This window comes from Janthinobacterium sp. BJB401 (genome assembly GCF_013372745.1).
In the GTDB taxonomy this organism is placed as follows: domain Bacteria; phylum Pseudomonadota; class Gammaproteobacteria; order Burkholderiales; family Burkholderiaceae_D; genus Janthinobacterium; species Janthinobacterium rivuli.
Genome location: NZ_JABXFH010000001.1, coordinates 143,853 through 158,890, shown reverse-complemented (window position 1 = coordinate 158,890; position 15,038 = coordinate 143,853). Strand labels below are relative to the sequence as shown.

General features: G+C 64.1%; 15 protein-coding genes. 10 read left to right on the top strand and 5 right to left on the bottom strand.

Annotated features, from left to right (window positions below; genetic code table 11):
- The first annotated feature begins 22 nt into the window (after positions 1 to 22).
- Both HWE17_RS00680 and hemL read left to right on the top strand, forming a co-directional pair.
- Complete coding sequence (locus HWE17_RS00680; protein WP_035822099.1) at positions 23 to 880, top strand: hydroxymethylpyrimidine/phosphomethylpyrimidine kinase; 858 nt, start codon at positions 23 to 25, stop codon at positions 878 to 880.
- A gap of 59 nt (positions 881 to 939) precedes the next feature.
- Positions 940 to 2,229 carry a glutamate-1-semialdehyde 2,1-aminomutase gene (gene hemL, locus HWE17_RS00675; protein ID WP_176387411.1) on the top strand — a complete coding sequence of 430 codons (1,290 nt, stop codon included), beginning with the start codon at positions 940 to 942 and terminating at the stop codon, positions 2,227 to 2,229.
- 5 nt (positions 2,230 to 2,234) lie between these two features.
- On the opposite strand, the gene HWE17_RS00670 is transcribed toward hemL, so the two are convergent.
- On the bottom strand, positions 2,235 to 2,927 hold the full coding sequence (locus HWE17_RS00670) for an HAD family phosphatase (protein WP_176387410.1): 693 nt from the start codon (positions 2,925 to 2,927) through the stop codon (positions 2,235 to 2,237).
- 464 nt (positions 2,928 to 3,391) lie between these two features.
- Here HWE17_RS00670 and HWE17_RS00665 point away from each other — a divergent pair, with 464 nt between their 5' ends.
- The 7 genes from HWE17_RS00665 to HWE17_RS00635 all read left to right on the top strand — a co-directional run bounded on the left by HWE17_RS00665 (position 3,392) and on the right by HWE17_RS00635 (position 11,260).
- Entirely contained in the window at positions 3,392 to 4,270 is an 879-nt protein-coding gene (locus HWE17_RS00665; protein WP_176387409.1) for an AraC family transcriptional regulator, read from the top strand.
- A gap of 85 nt (positions 4,271 to 4,355) precedes the next feature.
- Positions 4,356 to 5,273 (top strand): ABC transporter substrate-binding protein, encoded by a 918-nt coding sequence (locus HWE17_RS00660; RefSeq protein WP_176387408.1) that lies wholly within the window; start codon positions 4,356 to 4,358, stop codon positions 5,271 to 5,273.
- A gap of 73 nt (positions 5,274 to 5,346) precedes the next feature.
- A complete protein-coding gene (locus tag HWE17_RS00655; RefSeq protein ID WP_176387407.1) occupies positions 5,347 to 6,843 on the top strand; it encodes a sugar ABC transporter ATP-binding protein in 1,497 nt (498 codons plus the stop codon).
- A gap of 58 nt (positions 6,844 to 6,901) precedes the next feature.
- The gene (locus HWE17_RS00650) at positions 6,902 to 7,828 is read left to right on the top strand and encodes an ABC transporter permease (protein WP_255206078.1); all 927 of its coding nucleotides are present in this window, start codon (positions 6,902 to 6,904) and stop codon (positions 7,826 to 7,828) included.
- A gap of 36 nt (positions 7,829 to 7,864) precedes the next feature.
- Positions 7,865 to 8,956: an alcohol dehydrogenase catalytic domain-containing protein gene (locus HWE17_RS00645; protein WP_176387405.1), complete on the top strand. Its 1,092-nt coding sequence runs from the start codon at positions 7,865 to 7,867 to the stop codon at positions 8,954 to 8,956.
- Positions 8,957 to 8,969: 13 nt separating this feature from the next.
- A complete protein-coding gene (locus tag HWE17_RS00640) occupies positions 8,970 to 10,520 on the top strand; it encodes an FGGY-family carbohydrate kinase (protein ID WP_176387404.1) in 1,551 nt (516 codons plus the stop codon).
- A gap of 2 nt (positions 10,521 to 10,522) precedes the next feature.
- Positions 10,523 to 11,260: an SDR family oxidoreductase gene (locus HWE17_RS00635; protein WP_176387403.1), complete on the top strand. Its 738-nt coding sequence runs from the start codon at positions 10,523 to 10,525 to the stop codon at positions 11,258 to 11,260.
- A gap of 11 nt (positions 11,261 to 11,271) precedes the next feature.
- Here HWE17_RS00635 and HWE17_RS00630 read toward each other — a convergent pair whose 3' ends face one another.
- Positions 11,272 to 12,000 carry an HAD family phosphatase gene (locus tag HWE17_RS00630; protein WP_176387402.1) on the bottom strand — a complete coding sequence of 243 codons (729 nt, stop codon included), beginning with the start codon at positions 11,998 to 12,000 and terminating at the stop codon, positions 11,272 to 11,274.
- On the opposite strand from HWE17_RS00630, the gene HWE17_RS00625 reads away from it, so the two are divergent.
- Positions 11,999 to 12,217 (top strand): hypothetical protein, encoded by a 219-nt coding sequence (locus HWE17_RS00625; RefSeq protein WP_176387401.1) that lies wholly within the window; start codon positions 11,999 to 12,001, stop codon positions 12,215 to 12,217. The genes HWE17_RS00630 and HWE17_RS00625 overlap by 2 nt on opposite strands.
- 70 nt (positions 12,218 to 12,287) lie before the next feature.
- Here HWE17_RS00625 and corA read toward each other — a convergent pair whose 3' ends face one another.
- The 3 genes from corA to aroE all read right to left on the bottom strand — a co-directional run bounded on the left by corA (position 12,288) and on the right by aroE (position 15,031).
- On the bottom strand, positions 12,288 to 13,253 hold the full coding sequence (corA, locus tag HWE17_RS00620; RefSeq protein WP_034746658.1) for a magnesium/cobalt transporter CorA: 966 nt from the start codon (positions 13,251 to 13,253) through the stop codon (positions 12,288 to 12,290).
- Between the two features lie 222 nt (positions 13,254 to 13,475).
- Positions 13,476 to 14,150 (bottom strand): monofunctional biosynthetic peptidoglycan transglycosylase, encoded by a 675-nt coding sequence (mtgA, locus tag HWE17_RS00615; RefSeq protein WP_176387616.1) that lies wholly within the window; start codon positions 14,148 to 14,150, stop codon positions 13,476 to 13,478.
- A 53-nt stretch (positions 14,151 to 14,203) separates the two neighbouring features.
- Complete coding sequence (gene aroE / locus HWE17_RS00610) at positions 14,204 to 15,031, bottom strand: shikimate dehydrogenase (RefSeq protein ID WP_176387400.1); 828 nt, start codon at positions 15,029 to 15,031, stop codon at positions 14,204 to 14,206.
- Between the last annotated feature and the right edge of the window lie 7 nt (positions 15,032 to 15,038).

The following is a 15,038-nucleotide window of genomic DNA, read 5'->3' as shown; positions in this document are numbered from 1 at the left end:
TAGGTATCTTAATCTACCCGCCGTGCAAAACCAAACTTCTCCCCTCATATTAAGCTTCGGCGTGTCCGATCCGGTCGGCGCGATCGGCATCCAGGCCGATCTGGCCACCTTTTCAGCCTTCGGCTGCCATGGCCTGTCCGTCACCACGGGCCTCTTGATCAGCGATACGGCGCGCGTGGAAGACGTGCAGGCGGTCGACCCGGACTGGGTTTCCGACCAGGCGCGCGTGCTGCTGGAAGACATGTCCGTGGCCGCCATCAAGATCGGCGCGCTGGGCAGCGTGGAAAACGTCACGGCCATCGCCGAAATCGTCTCCGACTATCCGAACGTGCCACTGATCCTCGATCCCTTCATTTCGGCGCTGCCGGAACAGGGCATGGACGATGAAGACATCCTGACGGCCGTGCGCCAGCTGCTGATTCCGCAAACGACCCTGCTGGTGCTCTCGCCGGTGGAACTGGAGCGCCTGGCCGAGACCTGGCGCGACGCCGATCCGGACGACACCCTGCAAAACGACGTCGACTACCTGGTGGCGCTGGGCTGCGAATACGTGCTCGTCACCGGCATGCCGGCCGACGCCAGCAAGTCTGGCACGGGCGAAGGCAAGCTGCGCGCCAATACCCTGTTCGGCGAGGACGGCGTGGTGCGCCACGACGAATGGCAGCACCTGCCCGGCATCTTCAACGGCGCCGGCAGCACCCTGTCGGCCGCGGCCACCGCTCTGCTGGCCCTGGCGGAAAACGAAGACGACGTGCCGCAGGTGGTCGTGGCGGCGCAGGAATTCACGGCTGGCGCGCTGGCCCACGCGCAGCGCCACGGCATGGGCAAGCTGGTGCCGAACCGGCTGTTCCGGCAGCAGCGCCAGCGCGGCGCCCAATAATTCTGTAGCAGACCAGACAGACGACACAGACAACGATCCACTTTCAAGGCACGATTATCATGACGACGACTTCACAGAACGACATCCTGTTTGCCCGCGCACAAAAAACCACGCCAGGCGGCGTCAATTCGCCCGTGCGCGCCTTCCGCTCCGTCGGTGGCACGCCGCGCTTCATCACGCGCGCCGAAGGCCCCTACTTCTGGGACGCGGATGGCAAGCGCTATATCGACTACATCGGCTCCTGGGGCCCGGCCATCGTCGGCCACGCCCACCCGGACGTGGTGAAAGCGGTGCAGGATGCGGCCGCGCTGGGCCTGTCGTTCGGCGCGCCGACGGAAGGCGAAGTGCTGATGGCCGAGGAAATCACGCGCCTGGTGCCGTCGATCGAGCAGGTGCGCCTGGTGTCGTCGGGCACGGAAGCGACCATGAGCGCCCTGCGCCTCGCGCGCGGCGCCACGGGACGCGACAAGATCGTCAAGTTCGAAGGCTGCTACCACGGCCACGCCGATTCGCTGCTGGTGAAAGCGGGCAGCGGCCTGCTCACCTTCGGCAACCCGACGTCGGCCGGCGTGCCGGAAGACTTCGTGAAACACACCCTGGTGCTCGACTATAACAACGTGGAACAGCTGAAAGACGCCTTCGACAGCTTCGGCGCGGACATCGCCTGCGTCATCGTCGAACCGGTGGCCGGCAACATGAACCTGGTGAAAGCCACGCTGGAGTTCCTGCAGGCGATGCGCGAGCTGTGCACGCAGCACGGCGCCCTGCTCATTTTCGATGAAGTCATGTGCGGCTTGCGCGTGGCTCTGGGCGGCGCGCAGGCGCTGTACGGCATCAAGCCCGATCTCACGGCCCTGGGCAAGGTGATCGGCGGCGGCATGCCGGTGGCGGCCTTCGGCGGCAGCGCGGCGCTGATGCACAACATGGCGCCGCTGGGCGCCGTCTACCAGGCCGGCACCTTGTCGGGCAACCCGGTCGCCGTGGCTGCCGGCATGGCCACCTTGAAACTGATCCAGCAGCCGGGCTTCTACGAGCAGCTGGGCGCCACGGCCAAGCGCCTGGCCGAAGGCCTGACCGCCGCCGCCAAAGAGGCCGGCGTGGTCTTCTGCGCCGACTACATCGGCGGCATGTTCGGCATCTATTTCAGCGCCACGCCGCCGACCAGCTACGCGGAAATGATGGCGGGCGACCGCAGCAAGTTCAACGCCTTCTTCCACGCCATGCTGGACGAAGGCGTGTACTTCGCGCCCGCCGCCTTCGAAGCGGGCTTCGTCTCGGCACAGCACGATGATGCCGTCATCGACGCCACCATCGCCGCCGCGCGCAAGGTGTTTGCCAAACTGGCATAAGCGTTTTACACGGCCGCGGTGTCCATCACCGCGGCCACCAGCGCCGGCAGCCTGGCCATGTCATTGAACACAAGAAGCGCGCCGGCCGCCTTCAGGCGCGCTTCCTGGCCGGCGGCGACATGCCCGCCGCCGATGAATCCCAATACCGTCATGCCCGCCGCCACGGCGGCCGTCACACCCGTGACGCTGTCTTCCAGCACCAGGCACTGGCCCGGCGGCACGCCAAACGAGGCGGCTGCCGCCAGATAGACGCCAGGATGCGGCTTGGCATGGCCTACCAGGTCCGGCGTAAACACCCGTCCGCCAAATAACGGTGCCATGCCGGTCCGCTCCAGTGCCGACCGCACGCGCGCGCCAGTATTATTCGACGCCACCGCTTTCGGCATATTGATGGCCGCCAGCGCCCGCAGCACGCCGGGCACGGCCCGCTGCAGCCGGTCGCAATCGGTTTCGACGCCCTGGCGGATCGCTGCGCAGACATCCGGCGCCGGCGGCGCGAGACCCAGTTCGAGGAACACGCCGGTCAGCAGCGTCTCGAAGTTCTGTCCTTGACGCGGCTGGATCAGGGCGACCAGCGGCGTATCGGCGGGCACGTACGGGCGCAGCTGCTTGAGCAGAGAAAACAAGGTCACGCTTTCGCTGTCGACCAGGACGCCATCACAATCGCTGATCAGGTGCGTCAAATAAACATCAGACATACGGTACTCGCATGGCGCTCTCCGGCATGGGTATTCGTGAAGGGACGCCGGCCCGGTCGCGGCCAGCCTGTCCAGCATACAAGCGGCGCGGGGGCGGGCGCTACGTCAAAGACCCTGTTTTATCGATACTATTTTGTGCAATTGCTATCTTTTTCCGCCAGCGTATTGCTCAGCAACATTTGACGCAATGCACAAAATTTGACTACGCCTCCTCTGATGCAAGGAAAATGCAAAAAAAGTATCGGTATACCCACATGGAATGAGTGGCCCCGCCGGGTTCGCCTGCATAGAATGGAACCATAAATCAAAAACACGCCCGGCCGGCAACAGGGTCGAAGCGCACGGTAACCCAGCAGGAGACACGTCATGCCACGCATCCGCCTCGCCCCGTTTACGCTTTGCCGCCACCGCGCTGTTTCTCTTTTTCCCGCCGTCACCGGCTAAGCGGCGCGAGGGAGCACATCATGAAACCCGATCTCGAAGTCGTCCGCGTGCCCGCCGATGAATCGTTTACAGCCTGGTCGCACGGCTACCCCTACCGCACCGTGCGCTGGCACTTTCATCCCGAATATGAAATCCAGCTGATCACCGACACCAGCGGCAAGTACTTCGTCGGCGACTATATCGGCGATTTCGAGCCGGGCAACCTGGTCATGTCCGGCCCCAACCTGCCGCATAACTGGGTCAGCGAGCTGCCCGATAACCAGCCCGTGCCACAGCGTTGCCTGATCCTGCAATTCACGGCCGAATTCATGGCCAAGGCCATCGCCGCCTTCCCGGAATTGCAGCCGGTCGTGACCCTGCTGGACGAATCGCGCAGCGGCCTGCTGTTTACGCCGGAGGCCGGCGCCGCCGCCCGGCCCCTGATGCAGGCCTTGCTGGAAGCGCGCGGCTGCCGCCGGGTCATGCTGTTCCTGTCGCTGCTGGACCTGCTGCTGCACGACAGCGAACGCCGCAAGCTGTCCAGCCCCAGCTACCTGCCCGATCCGCACAGCTATATGGCCTCGAAGATCAACCTGGCGCTGGCCTACATCGGCAAGAACCTGTCGACCGACTTGCGCGAATCGGAACTGGCGGAACTGATCGGACAAAACGTCAGCTCCTTCTCGCGCTCGTTCAGCAAGCACACGGGAATTTCCTTTGTGCAATATGTGAACTTGCTGCGCATCAAGCTGTCCTGCGAAATGCTCAGCAACAGCGCCTTGAGCATCACGGACATCTGCTATCAGGTGGGCTTTAACAATCTGTCCAATTTCAACCGCCAGTTCCTCGCGCACAAGGGCATTTCACCGTCTAAATTCCGCCGCTACGACGGCCTCAAAACGGCGGCCCCAGGCACCTGACTCCCTTTTTCACGCTTCATGCCCCGGCAGCAGGCAAGGCAAGGCTGCCACGACACCCAAAATCCATACTAAAAACCAGGAGACGATGATGTTGAAAAGAAAATTGCTGGCCCTGTCCACGACCGCCCTGTGCACCGCCAGCCTGTCCGTGAGCGCCAGCGCCGCGCCGCTGAAGATCGGCATGTCCTTCCAGGAACTCAACAATCCGTATTTCATCACCATGAAAAAGGCGCTGGAAGAGGCGGCCGCCAGCATCGGCGCCACGGTGGTGATCACCGATGCGCGCCACGACGTGGCCAAGCAGACCAGCGACGTGGAAGACATGATCCAGAAAAAGATCGACATCCTGCTGCTCAACCCCACCGATTCGGTCGGCATCCAGTCGGCCGTCAAGTCGGCCAAGGCGGCCGGCGTGATCGTCGTCGCCGTCGATGCGAATGCCAACGGCCCCGTCGATTCCTTCGTCGGCTCGAAAAATTTCAATGCGGGCCAGCTGGCCTGCACCTACCTGGCCAAGAGTCTGGATGGCAAGGGCGACGTGGCGATCCTCGACGGCATCCCCGTCGTGCCCATCCTGGAGCGGGTGCGCGGCTGCAAGGATGCGCTGGCAGCCTTTCCTGGCATCAAGATCGTCAGCACCCAGAACGGCAAGCAGGAACGCGACCAGGCCTTGACGGTCACGGAAAACATCCTGCAGGCGCAGCCCAAGCTGAAAGGCATTTTCAGCGTCAACGATGGCGGCGCCATGGGCGCGCTGTCGGCCATCGAAGCGAGCGGCAAGGACGTGAAACTGACCAGTGTGGACGGCGCGCCGGAAGCCATCAAGGCCATGCTCAAGCCCAATTCCAGGTTCATCGCCACGGCCGCCCAGTACCCGCGCGACCAGGTGCGCCTGGCGCTGGCCATCGCCATGGCAAAGAAATGGGGCGCCAACGTGCCGGCGCAAGTGCCGGTCGACGTCAAGCTGGTGGACAAGGCAGGCGCCAAGTCCTTCAGCTGGTAAGGGCAGCGGCCACCGTGCCTGCCCACTCCCGCGGCCTGGCTGCGGGAGCTTCACCGTTACTCCGGATCCCATCATGCAGACGATCTTGCAGCTACAAAACATCACCAAGGGTTTCCCCGGCGTGAAAGCCTTGAACGACATTAACCTGAGCATCCGCCAGGGCGAAATCCACGCCCTGCTCGGTGAAAATGGCGCCGGCAAGTCAACCCTGATGAAAATTCTCAGCGGCATCTACCGGCCCGACGCGGGCAACATCGTGGTCGATGGCCAGCCCTGCGATTTTCACAGCTACAACGACGCCATCGCCGCCGGCATCGCCATCATCTTCCAGGAGTTTTCCCTGGTGCCCTACCTGAATGCGGTGGAAAACATCTTCCTGGGACGCGAGCGGACGAATGCCCTGGGCTTGCTGTCGAAAAAAGCCATGCGGCAGGAAGCGGCAGCCATCTTCGCGCGCCTGAACATCGCCATCGACCTGTCGGCCGAAGTCAGCCAGCTCAGCATCGCCCAGCAGCAGTTCGTGGAAATCGGCAAGGCCCTTTCGCTCAATGCCCGCATCCTGATCCTCGACGAACCGACGGCCACGCTGACACCCAGCGAAGCGGGGCATTTGTTTGCCATCATGCGCGAACTGCGCCAGCAAGGCGTGGCGATGATCTTCATTTCGCATCACATGGAAGAGATCTTCGACGTGTGCGACCGCATCACCGTGCTGCGCGATGGCCAGTACGTGGGCATGACGGACGTGGCCGCCACCGATATCGGCCAGCTGGTGGAAATGATGGTCGGGCGCAAGCTGGAAGCGAACTTCCCCGCCAAACCGGCGCGCCCCGCCTCGCCCGCCATCGTGCTCGACGCCCGCGACGTGCGCCTGAGCAAGAATGGCCCCGCCAACAGCTTCCAGCTGCAGCAGGGCGAAATCCTCGGCTTTGCCGGCCTGGTCGGTTCCGGCCGCACGGAACTGGCGCTGGCCGTGATGGGCGCCCACCCGGCCTGGCACAAGGAGATCCGCATCCATGGCAAGCGCGCCAGCCTGCGCGATCCGGCCGATGCCTTGCGCCACGGCATAGGCCTGTTGCCGGAAAGCCGCAAGACCGAAGGGCTGATCCTCGATTTCGACATCACGGAAAACATGTCCATCAATAACCTGGGGAAATACACGGGTGCGGGCCTGGTACGCCGCCCAGCCGAGCTGGCCGCCACGCGGGCCATGATGGCCAAGGTGGGCGTCAAGGCACCCGGCCCCGGCACGCGCGTGGGCACCCTGAGCGGCGGCAACCAGCAGAAAGTGGTGATCGCCCGCTGGCTCAACCATCACTGCAAGATCCTCATCTTCGACGAGCCCACGCGCGGCATCGACGTGGGCGCCAAGGCGGAAATCTACCGCCTGATGCGCGCCCTCACCAGCGATGGCTATTCCATCATTTTGATTTCATCGGAACTGCCGGAAATCACCGGCATGTGCGACCGGGTCGCCGTGTTCAAGCAGGGCGCCATCGTGGCCATGCTGGAAGGCACGTCCATTCACTCCAGCGAGGTAATGCGCCATGCAACAGCCGGTCAACACTGAATCCCGCGCGGCGCCACGCCGCGCCGCCCCTCCCCTGCCAGCCAGGCGCCTGTGGGCCATGCTGAAACAGTCGCCCGCCTTCCTGCCGCTGCTGGGCCTGCTGCTGGTGTCGGCCGCGATGGCGGCCACCACCGACCATTTCTTTTCCAGCGATAATCTGGTCAATATCGCGCGGCAAGTGTCGATCAACGCCATCATCGCCGTCGGCATGACGTGCGCCATCCTCAGCGGCGGCATCGACCTGTCCGTCGGCTCCGTCATGGCGCTGACGGGCACTTTGACGGCGGGCCTGATGGTGGCGGGCCTGCCGCCCGGGCTGGCCATCGCGGCCGGCCTGGCCGTGGGCATCGCCTTTGGCGTGGGCAATGGCTTCTTTGTCGCCTACGCCAGGATGCCGCCGATTATCGTCACCCTGGCCACCATGGGCATCGCCCGGGGACTGGCCCTGCTGTACACGGGCGGCTACCCGATCAACGACTTGCCGGACTGGTTCGAATTCTTTGGCCGCGGCAATGTGCTGGGCGTGCAGACGCCGATCCTGGCCATGCTGCTGGTCTTCCTCGTCGCCTATGTGCTGCTCGACCATACGCCGCTGGGCCGCTATATCTACGCCATCGGCGGCAACGAGGAAGCGACGCGCCTGAGCGGCGTGCGCGTGGCGCGCTACAAGCTGCTGGTGTATGCCATCAGCGGCGGCACGGCCGCCATCGCGGGCCTGGTGCTGACCTCGCGCCTGATGAGCGGCCAGCCGAACGCCGGCATCGGCTTCGAGCTGGACGCGATTGCCGCCGTCGTCATGGGCGGCACGGCCATCACGGGCGGGCGCGGTTCCATCGTCGGCACCCTGATCGGCGCCGTCATGCTCGGCGTGCTGAATAACGGCCTGAACATGATGGGCGTTTCGCCCTACCTGCAAAACATCATCAAGGGCGTGATCATCCTGCTCGCTATTTACATCAGCCGCAACAGCAGCAAGCGCGCCTGACCACCGTCTGACCACCTTTACCACCTGGAGCCTGCCATGAAGTACACCGAAGTCGAGATGCAAGCCGTCGTTTGCCACGGTCCGAAAGATTACCGCCTGCAAAAGATCAGCCGCCCCAAGCCGCGCCTGAACGAGTTGCTGATCCGCATCGCCGCCTGCGGCATCTGCGCCAGCGACTGCAAATGCCACTCGGGCGCCGCCATGTTCTGGGGCGGCGACGGCCAGCCGTCGTGGGTCAAGCCGCCCGTGATCCCCGGCCATGAATTCTTCGGCTACGTGGTCGAGGCGGGAGAGCACGGCGAGGAACACTTTGGCGTGAAGGTGGGCGACCGCATCATTGCCGAGCAGATCGTGCCTTGCGGCAAGTGCCGCTTTTGCAAATCGGGCAAATATTGGATGTGCGAAGTGCACAATATCTTCGGCTTCCAGCGCGAAGTGGCCGATGGCGGCATGGCCGAATACATGCGCATCCCGCCCACCGCCCTCGTGCATAAAATTCCCGAGAGCATTTCGCTGGAAGACGCGGCCATCATCGAGCCGATGGCGTGCGCCATCCACACGGTCAACCGCGCCGAAGTACAGCTCGACGACGTGGTGGTGATCGCCGGCGCCGGGCCGCTGGGGCTGATGATGACGCAGATCGCCGCCCTGAAGACGCCGAAAAAGCTGGTGGTGATCGACATGGTGCCGGAGCGCCTGGCGCTGGCGCGCGAATATGGCGCCCACGTCACCATCAATCCCGCCACCGACGATGCGCTGGCCATCATCCACGGCTTGACGGACGGCTACGGCTGCGACGTGTATATCGAGACGACGGGCGTGCCGGCCGGCGTGACGCAGGGCTTGAATGTGATCCGCAAGCTGGGCCGCTTCGTCGAATTCAGCGTCTTCGGCAAGGAAACCAGCGCCGACTGGTCCATCATCGGCGACCGCAAGGAACTCGACGTGCGCGGCGCCCACCTGGGACCGTATTGCTACCCGGTCGCCATCGACCTGCTCGAGCGCGGACTGGTCACGTCGAAAGGCATCGTCACGCACGACTTTCCGCTGGAAGACTGGGAGCAGGCGTTCGCGCTGGCCAACTCGCTCGATTCCATCAAGGTATTGCTGAAGCCAGCGCAACATTAACGGGGAAACCGGCATGGATTACGTCATCGGTGTCGATATCGGCACGCAAAGCACCAAGGCCCTGCTCGTCACCAGCGGCGGCGCCATCGTGGCCCAGCATGCACAGGGCTACCAGGTCGACACGCCGCGTCCCCTGTGGGCCGAGCAGTGGCCGGCCGTGTGGTACGACGCCGTCGTGAGCTGCGTGCGGCAGGTGCTGCATGCCAGCGGCGTGCCGGCGCAGAACGTCAAGGCCATCTGCGTGAGCAGCCTGTATGGCGGCTCCGGCATTCCCGTCGATGCCACCATGCAGCCGCTGCACCCGTGCCTGATCTGGATGGACCGGCGCGCCACCGACGAGGTGGAATGGGTCAATCAGCACGTCGATCTGGAACGGCTGTACGCGACGACAGGCAACGGCGTCGACAGCTATTACGGCTATACCAAGATGCTGTGGCTCAAGCGCCACCGCGCCGAGGTGTGGGACCGCACGCACTACTTCCTGCCGCCGAACAGCTACATCAACTATCTGCTGACGGGGGAAGTGGCCGTCGACCATAGCTCGGCCGGCAATATCGGCGGCGTGTACGACCTGGCCGCGCGCAGCTGGTCGGCCCCCATGCTGGAGGAACTCGGCATCCCCGCGCGCATGATGCCGCAGCGCCTGGTCGACTCGTCCGAGGTGGTGGGCGCCCTGCTGCCGCTGGCGGCACAGCAGCTCGGTTTGCTGGCCGGCACGCCCGTCATCGCGGGCGGGGTCGACGCGGCCGTGGCCACCTTCGCCGCCGGCGCCAGCCGCGCGGGCCAGCATGTGGCGATGATCGGTACGAGCATGTGCTGGGGCTATATCCACCAGCAAGTCGATGCGCGCCACGGCCTGATCAGCATGCCGCACGTGTTCAACAGCCAGTCCGACCTGTATGTGTTTGGCGGCGCCATCACGGCCGGCGCCTCCGTCAGCTGGTTCCGCGACGAGTTTTGCCAGACCGACGTGGAGGCGGCCAGACGGCTGGGCCATGCCGATGCGCACCAGCTGATGGAAGAGCAGGCGCAAGCCGTACCGCCCGGCGCCGATGGCGTGCTGTTCCTGCCCTATCTGATGGGCGAGCGCAGCCCCATCTGGGACGCCAGGGCCAGCGGCGCCTTCCTGGGCCTGAGCCTGTACCACAGCCGCGCCCATCTGTACCGCGCCGTGCTTGAAGGCGTGAGCTTTGCCCTGCAACACAATATCGAGGCGGGCGCCAGGGGCACCGGCACGGTCGCGCTCGACGACAAGCTGATCGTCGTCGGCGGCGCCGCGCACTCGCCCCTGTGGATGCAGATCATTGCCGACATCACGGGCTATCCCGTCTACACCATCGCGGAAAACGTCGAGGCGGCGCTGGGCGCGGCCTTGCTGGCGGCGCTCGGTGCCGGCCTGGTCAGCAAGGATGCGGCCCAGCGGGGCTGGGTCACCCTGGTGCCGCGCAGCAAGCCACAAGCGGACGCCAGCGAGGTGTACCGCCGCACCTTTTCCCTGTACCGCGATGCCTATCCCGCCTTGCGGCCCCTGATGCACCGTATCAACCACGCCAACCCAAACTGAGGATGACCATGCTATTCGATTTCCGCCACAAAAAATTCATCGTCACGGGCGCTTCCAGCGGCATCGGCCTCGTCACGGCGCGCATGCTGAGCGCGGCCGGCGCGCGCGTCATTGCCATCGGACAAAACGCCGAACGGCTGGCCGCGCTGGCAGACGAAACCGGTTGCGAACCGCTGCAGCTCGACATCAGCGACAGCGATGCCATGGCGGCCACGCTGGCGCCGCTGCGCAACATCGATGGTCTCGTCAATTGCTCCGGCATCTCGCAACTGGGGCCCAGCCTGGAAGTCGATGCGGCCAGCTTTGACCGCGTGATGGTGGTCAATGCGCGCAGCGCGGCCATGATGGCGCGCCATGTGGCGCAGGGCATGCTGCGCGAAGGACACAAGGGCAGCATCGTGAACGTTTCGAGCCAGGCGGCGCTGGTGGCGCTTGAGCATCACTTGGCGTACTGCGCCTCGAAGGCGGCCATGGATGCGATCACCCGCAGCCTGTGCCTGGAACTGGGACCGCACGGCATCCGCGTCAACAGCGTCAACCCGACCGTGACCCTGACGCCGATGGCGGAACGGGACTGGAGCGACCCGGCGAAAAGCGGCCCCATGCTGGCCGCCATCCCGCTGCGCCGTTTCGCCACCCCGGAAGAGGTAGCCAGCCCCATTTTGTTCCTGCTCAGCGACGCCGCCGCCATGATCAGCGGCGTCAGCCTGCCGATCGATGGCGGCTATACCTGCCGCTAAATCACTTGCAATTAAGCGACTTGCGGCTCGGCGGCCGGCTGCAGCAGGGCCGCCACCAGCGCCGGCAAACTGGCCATGTCGCTGAACACGACATGCGCGCCGGCCGCCTTCAGGCGTGCTTCCTGGCCGGGCGCGATATGTCCGCCGCCGATGAAGCCCAGGACCGTCATGCCCGCCGCCACGGCGGCCGTCACGCCCGTGACGCTGTCTTCCAGCACCAGGCACTGGCTTGGCGGCACGCCGAAAGCGGCCGCCGCCGCCAGGTAGACGCCCGGATGCGGCTTGGCATGGCCGACCAGGTCGGGCGTAAATACGCGCTTGTCGAACAGCGGCGCCATGCTCGTCCGCTCAAGCGCCGACAGCACGCGCGCGCTGACGCTGTTCGAGGCGACGGCCTTGGGCAGGGGAATGGCGGCCAGCGCCTGCGCCACGCCGGGCACGGCGCGCAGCTGCGCATCGCAGGCCGCGTCGACGGCGTTGCCGATGGCCATGATGTCATCAGCCGGCAATTGCGGCAGGCCCAGTTCCTTGTAGATATCCTGCATCAGCGGCACCAGGCGCTGGCCCAGGCGCGGCTCGATCAAGCCTTGCAGGGTGACGCCCTCGGGCAGGTTTTGCAGGCGCGGCCCCAGCAATTCCAGCAGCGCTTGCAGGGCCACGGCTTCGCTGTCGATCAGCACGCCATCGCAGTCGCTGATCAGATGGGTAAAGCGCGGTGGTGTGGTGGCGGTATCAGGCATGGACTCTCCAGAAGACAACGGTGACGGGAAATGCGGCGGCCAGCCAGCCAAGGCCGGCATCGTAACGATCATAGGTGGAACAGGCGGACGCCACCACGCAGAAAACGTCTCGATGACGATACTTTTCTGCGCAGCAGGCGGCAGGCATCAATCGGCAATGAGCAATGAGCAATGGGCAATCACGCAATACCAATTCAATACCACACAATACCAGTGATTATCGCCGATTTTTGAATTCGCTGCGTTCGTCTTGACACCGGGACGCGGAAGCGTCCCGGCGATGCGGCTTATTTCAGCCAGCCGCGGTGGCGGAAGTACAGGAAGGGCGCGATGGCGCTGGTGATCATCAAGCCCCAGGCCCATGGATAGCCGAACGACCATTCCAGTTCCGGCATCAGCTTGAAGTTCATGCCGTACACACTGGCGATCAGGGTCGGCGGCAGGAAGGCCACACTGGCCACCGAGAAGATCTTGATGATCTTGTTCTGGTTGATGTTGATGAAACCGACGGTGGCATCCATCAGGAAGTTGATCTTGTCGAACAGGAAAGAGGTGTGACCGTCCAGCGATTCGATGTCGCGCAAAATCTGCCGCGCTTCCTCGAACTGCTCGGAATTGAGCAAGCGGCCGCGCATCAGGAAGCTCACGGCGCGGCGCGTATCCATCATGTTGCGGCGGATACGGCCATTCAAATCTTCCTCGTGGGCAATCGCGTTCAGCGCTTCGGCCGCGTGCGCATCGGTAAATTCCTTTTGCAGCACGCGCGTGCTGACTTCTTCCAGGTTCTGGTAGATGCCTTCGAGCACGTCGGCCGAATACTCGGCATCGGTGGCGTACAGGTCGAGCAGCACATCCATGTAGTCGGCAATCGAGCCGGGCCGCGAACGGGCGCGCATGCGCACCAGGCGGAACACGGGCAAGTCGTCCGTATGCATGGAAAACAAAATCTTGCGGGCAAGAATGAAGGCCACCGTGATGACGCGCGACGGGCCGTCGTCCTCTTCACGCAGGAAGTCCGTGCGCAGGTGCAAGTCGCCGTTTTCCGCTTCGTAATAGCGGGCCGACGCTTCGATATCCTTGACTTCGTCTTCGCCCGGCAGGGTGACGTTGTAGATGGCCTTGACCCAGGCCCGTTCATCATCGGTAGGGTCGGTCAGGTCGACCCACACCGGTTCGGCATTTTCGAGGTCTGCGCGGCTGTCGATCGGCACCTGGTTGAGCCGGCCATTCTGTAATACAAAGACATTGATCATGCGCGCTCTCAGCCGGATGTGGGGTTATCGTGATGTGCTGGCGCTGGCGCCAAAAATGAAAACAGCGCAAGTGTACCCGCAAAGGCCTTTTCACGACCACCCCCGGCACGGCTTTTTCACGGAAAAAGTGCGGCGTTGCACCAAGCGGGGCCGATTAAGATGCTGCGTCGCAATAGTGCCAATCAGGCAGCTTTAATTTTATGCAAAGAAAGCCCGCTGCACTCAAGGCAATTCCGCCGCCCCCATGCGGCGCAGGATCACGCCCGTGCGCCGGTTCAGGTAGCCCGTATCGCGGTGACGGTCATAAAAGCGGGGATTCGGCAGCATCACGGCCAGTTTCGCCGCCTGTCCCGCGCTCAGGCCCGCCGCGCTGACCTTGTAATAGTGGCGCGCGGCCGCTTCGGCGCCAAAGGTGCCCGTGCCAAACTCCACCACATTCAAATAAATCTCGAAAATGCGCTCCTTTTCCATCAGGTTTTCCAGCATGTACGTAATGATCAGTTCCTGACCCTTGCGCACATAGCTGCGCGAACCGGACAGGAACAGATTCTTCGCCAACTGCTGCGTGATGGTGGAGCCGCCCGCCACGACCTTCTGCTTCTTGCTGTTTTTTTCATACGCCTTTTGCAAGGCTTCCCAGTCCACGCCTTCGTGCTCGGAGAAATTCGCGTCTTCCGAGGCGATGATGGCCCGTTTCAGATTGTTCGAGATGCGGTTGTACGGCACCCACGTCTGCTTGATGGTGGCATTGGGATTCTTGTCCTGCAAGACGGACAATTGTTCCCGCATGAAGGCCGTGCTGGACGGGTTATGGTCGACCCACCACCAGATTTGCAGGAAGAAATACAGTTGCACGACGATAAACGCCAATATGGGGACAATGAACAGCCACTTGATCCAGCCATAGCGGCTGCCGCTGCCCCCCTTGCGCTGGCCCTTCTTGGCGGCGCTCACAGGGCACTGCGCAATTGCGCCAGCAAGTCCTGCGTCTGCGGCCGCACGCCGCGCCACACGTAAAACGCTTCGGCCGCCTGCTCCACCAGCATGCCCAGGCCGTCGCGCACCTGCGCGCCATGCTGCGCGGCAAAGTCCATGAAGACGGTGGGCTGGGCGCCGTACATCATGTCCAGCGCCAGCGTATGGCTGCCGAAGAAACCGGGCGGCACGGGCGGCAAGTCGCCCGCCAGGCTGGCCGAGGTGGCATTGATGACGATATCGAAGACGCCATCGGGCTGCGCGAAACCGCCGGCGCGCAGCTGGCCGGGGTGCGCCAGCGCGTCGGCAAACTGCGCCACCAGCGCCTCGGCCGTGGCCACGGTGCGGTTGGCAATGAAGATTTCCTGCGGTCCCTGTTCCAGCAAGGGCAGCACGACGCCGCGCGCGGCGCCGCCCGCTCCCAGCAGCAAGACGCGCTTGCCGGCGATGGCCACGCCCGCGTTGCGCACGATGTCCGCCACCAGGCCCGCGCCATCGGTATTGTCGCCAAGAATGGTGTCGCCACCGAAACGCAGGGTATTGACGGCACCGGCGGCCCTCGCCCGCGGCGTCAGCTCGCTGGCCAGCGCGCACGCGTCCAGTTTGAAGGGCACCGTCACGTTCGCGCCCTTGCCACCCTCGGCGGCGAACGTGCGGGCCGCCAGGGCAAAGCCGTCGAGCGGCGCCAGCCGGCGCTCATAGACCAACGCTTGCCCTGTCTGCAGGGCAAACGCGGCGTGGATCAATGGGGACTTGCTGTGGGCGATGGGATTGCCGAAGACACAATATTGATCGTGATTCATTGCTTGC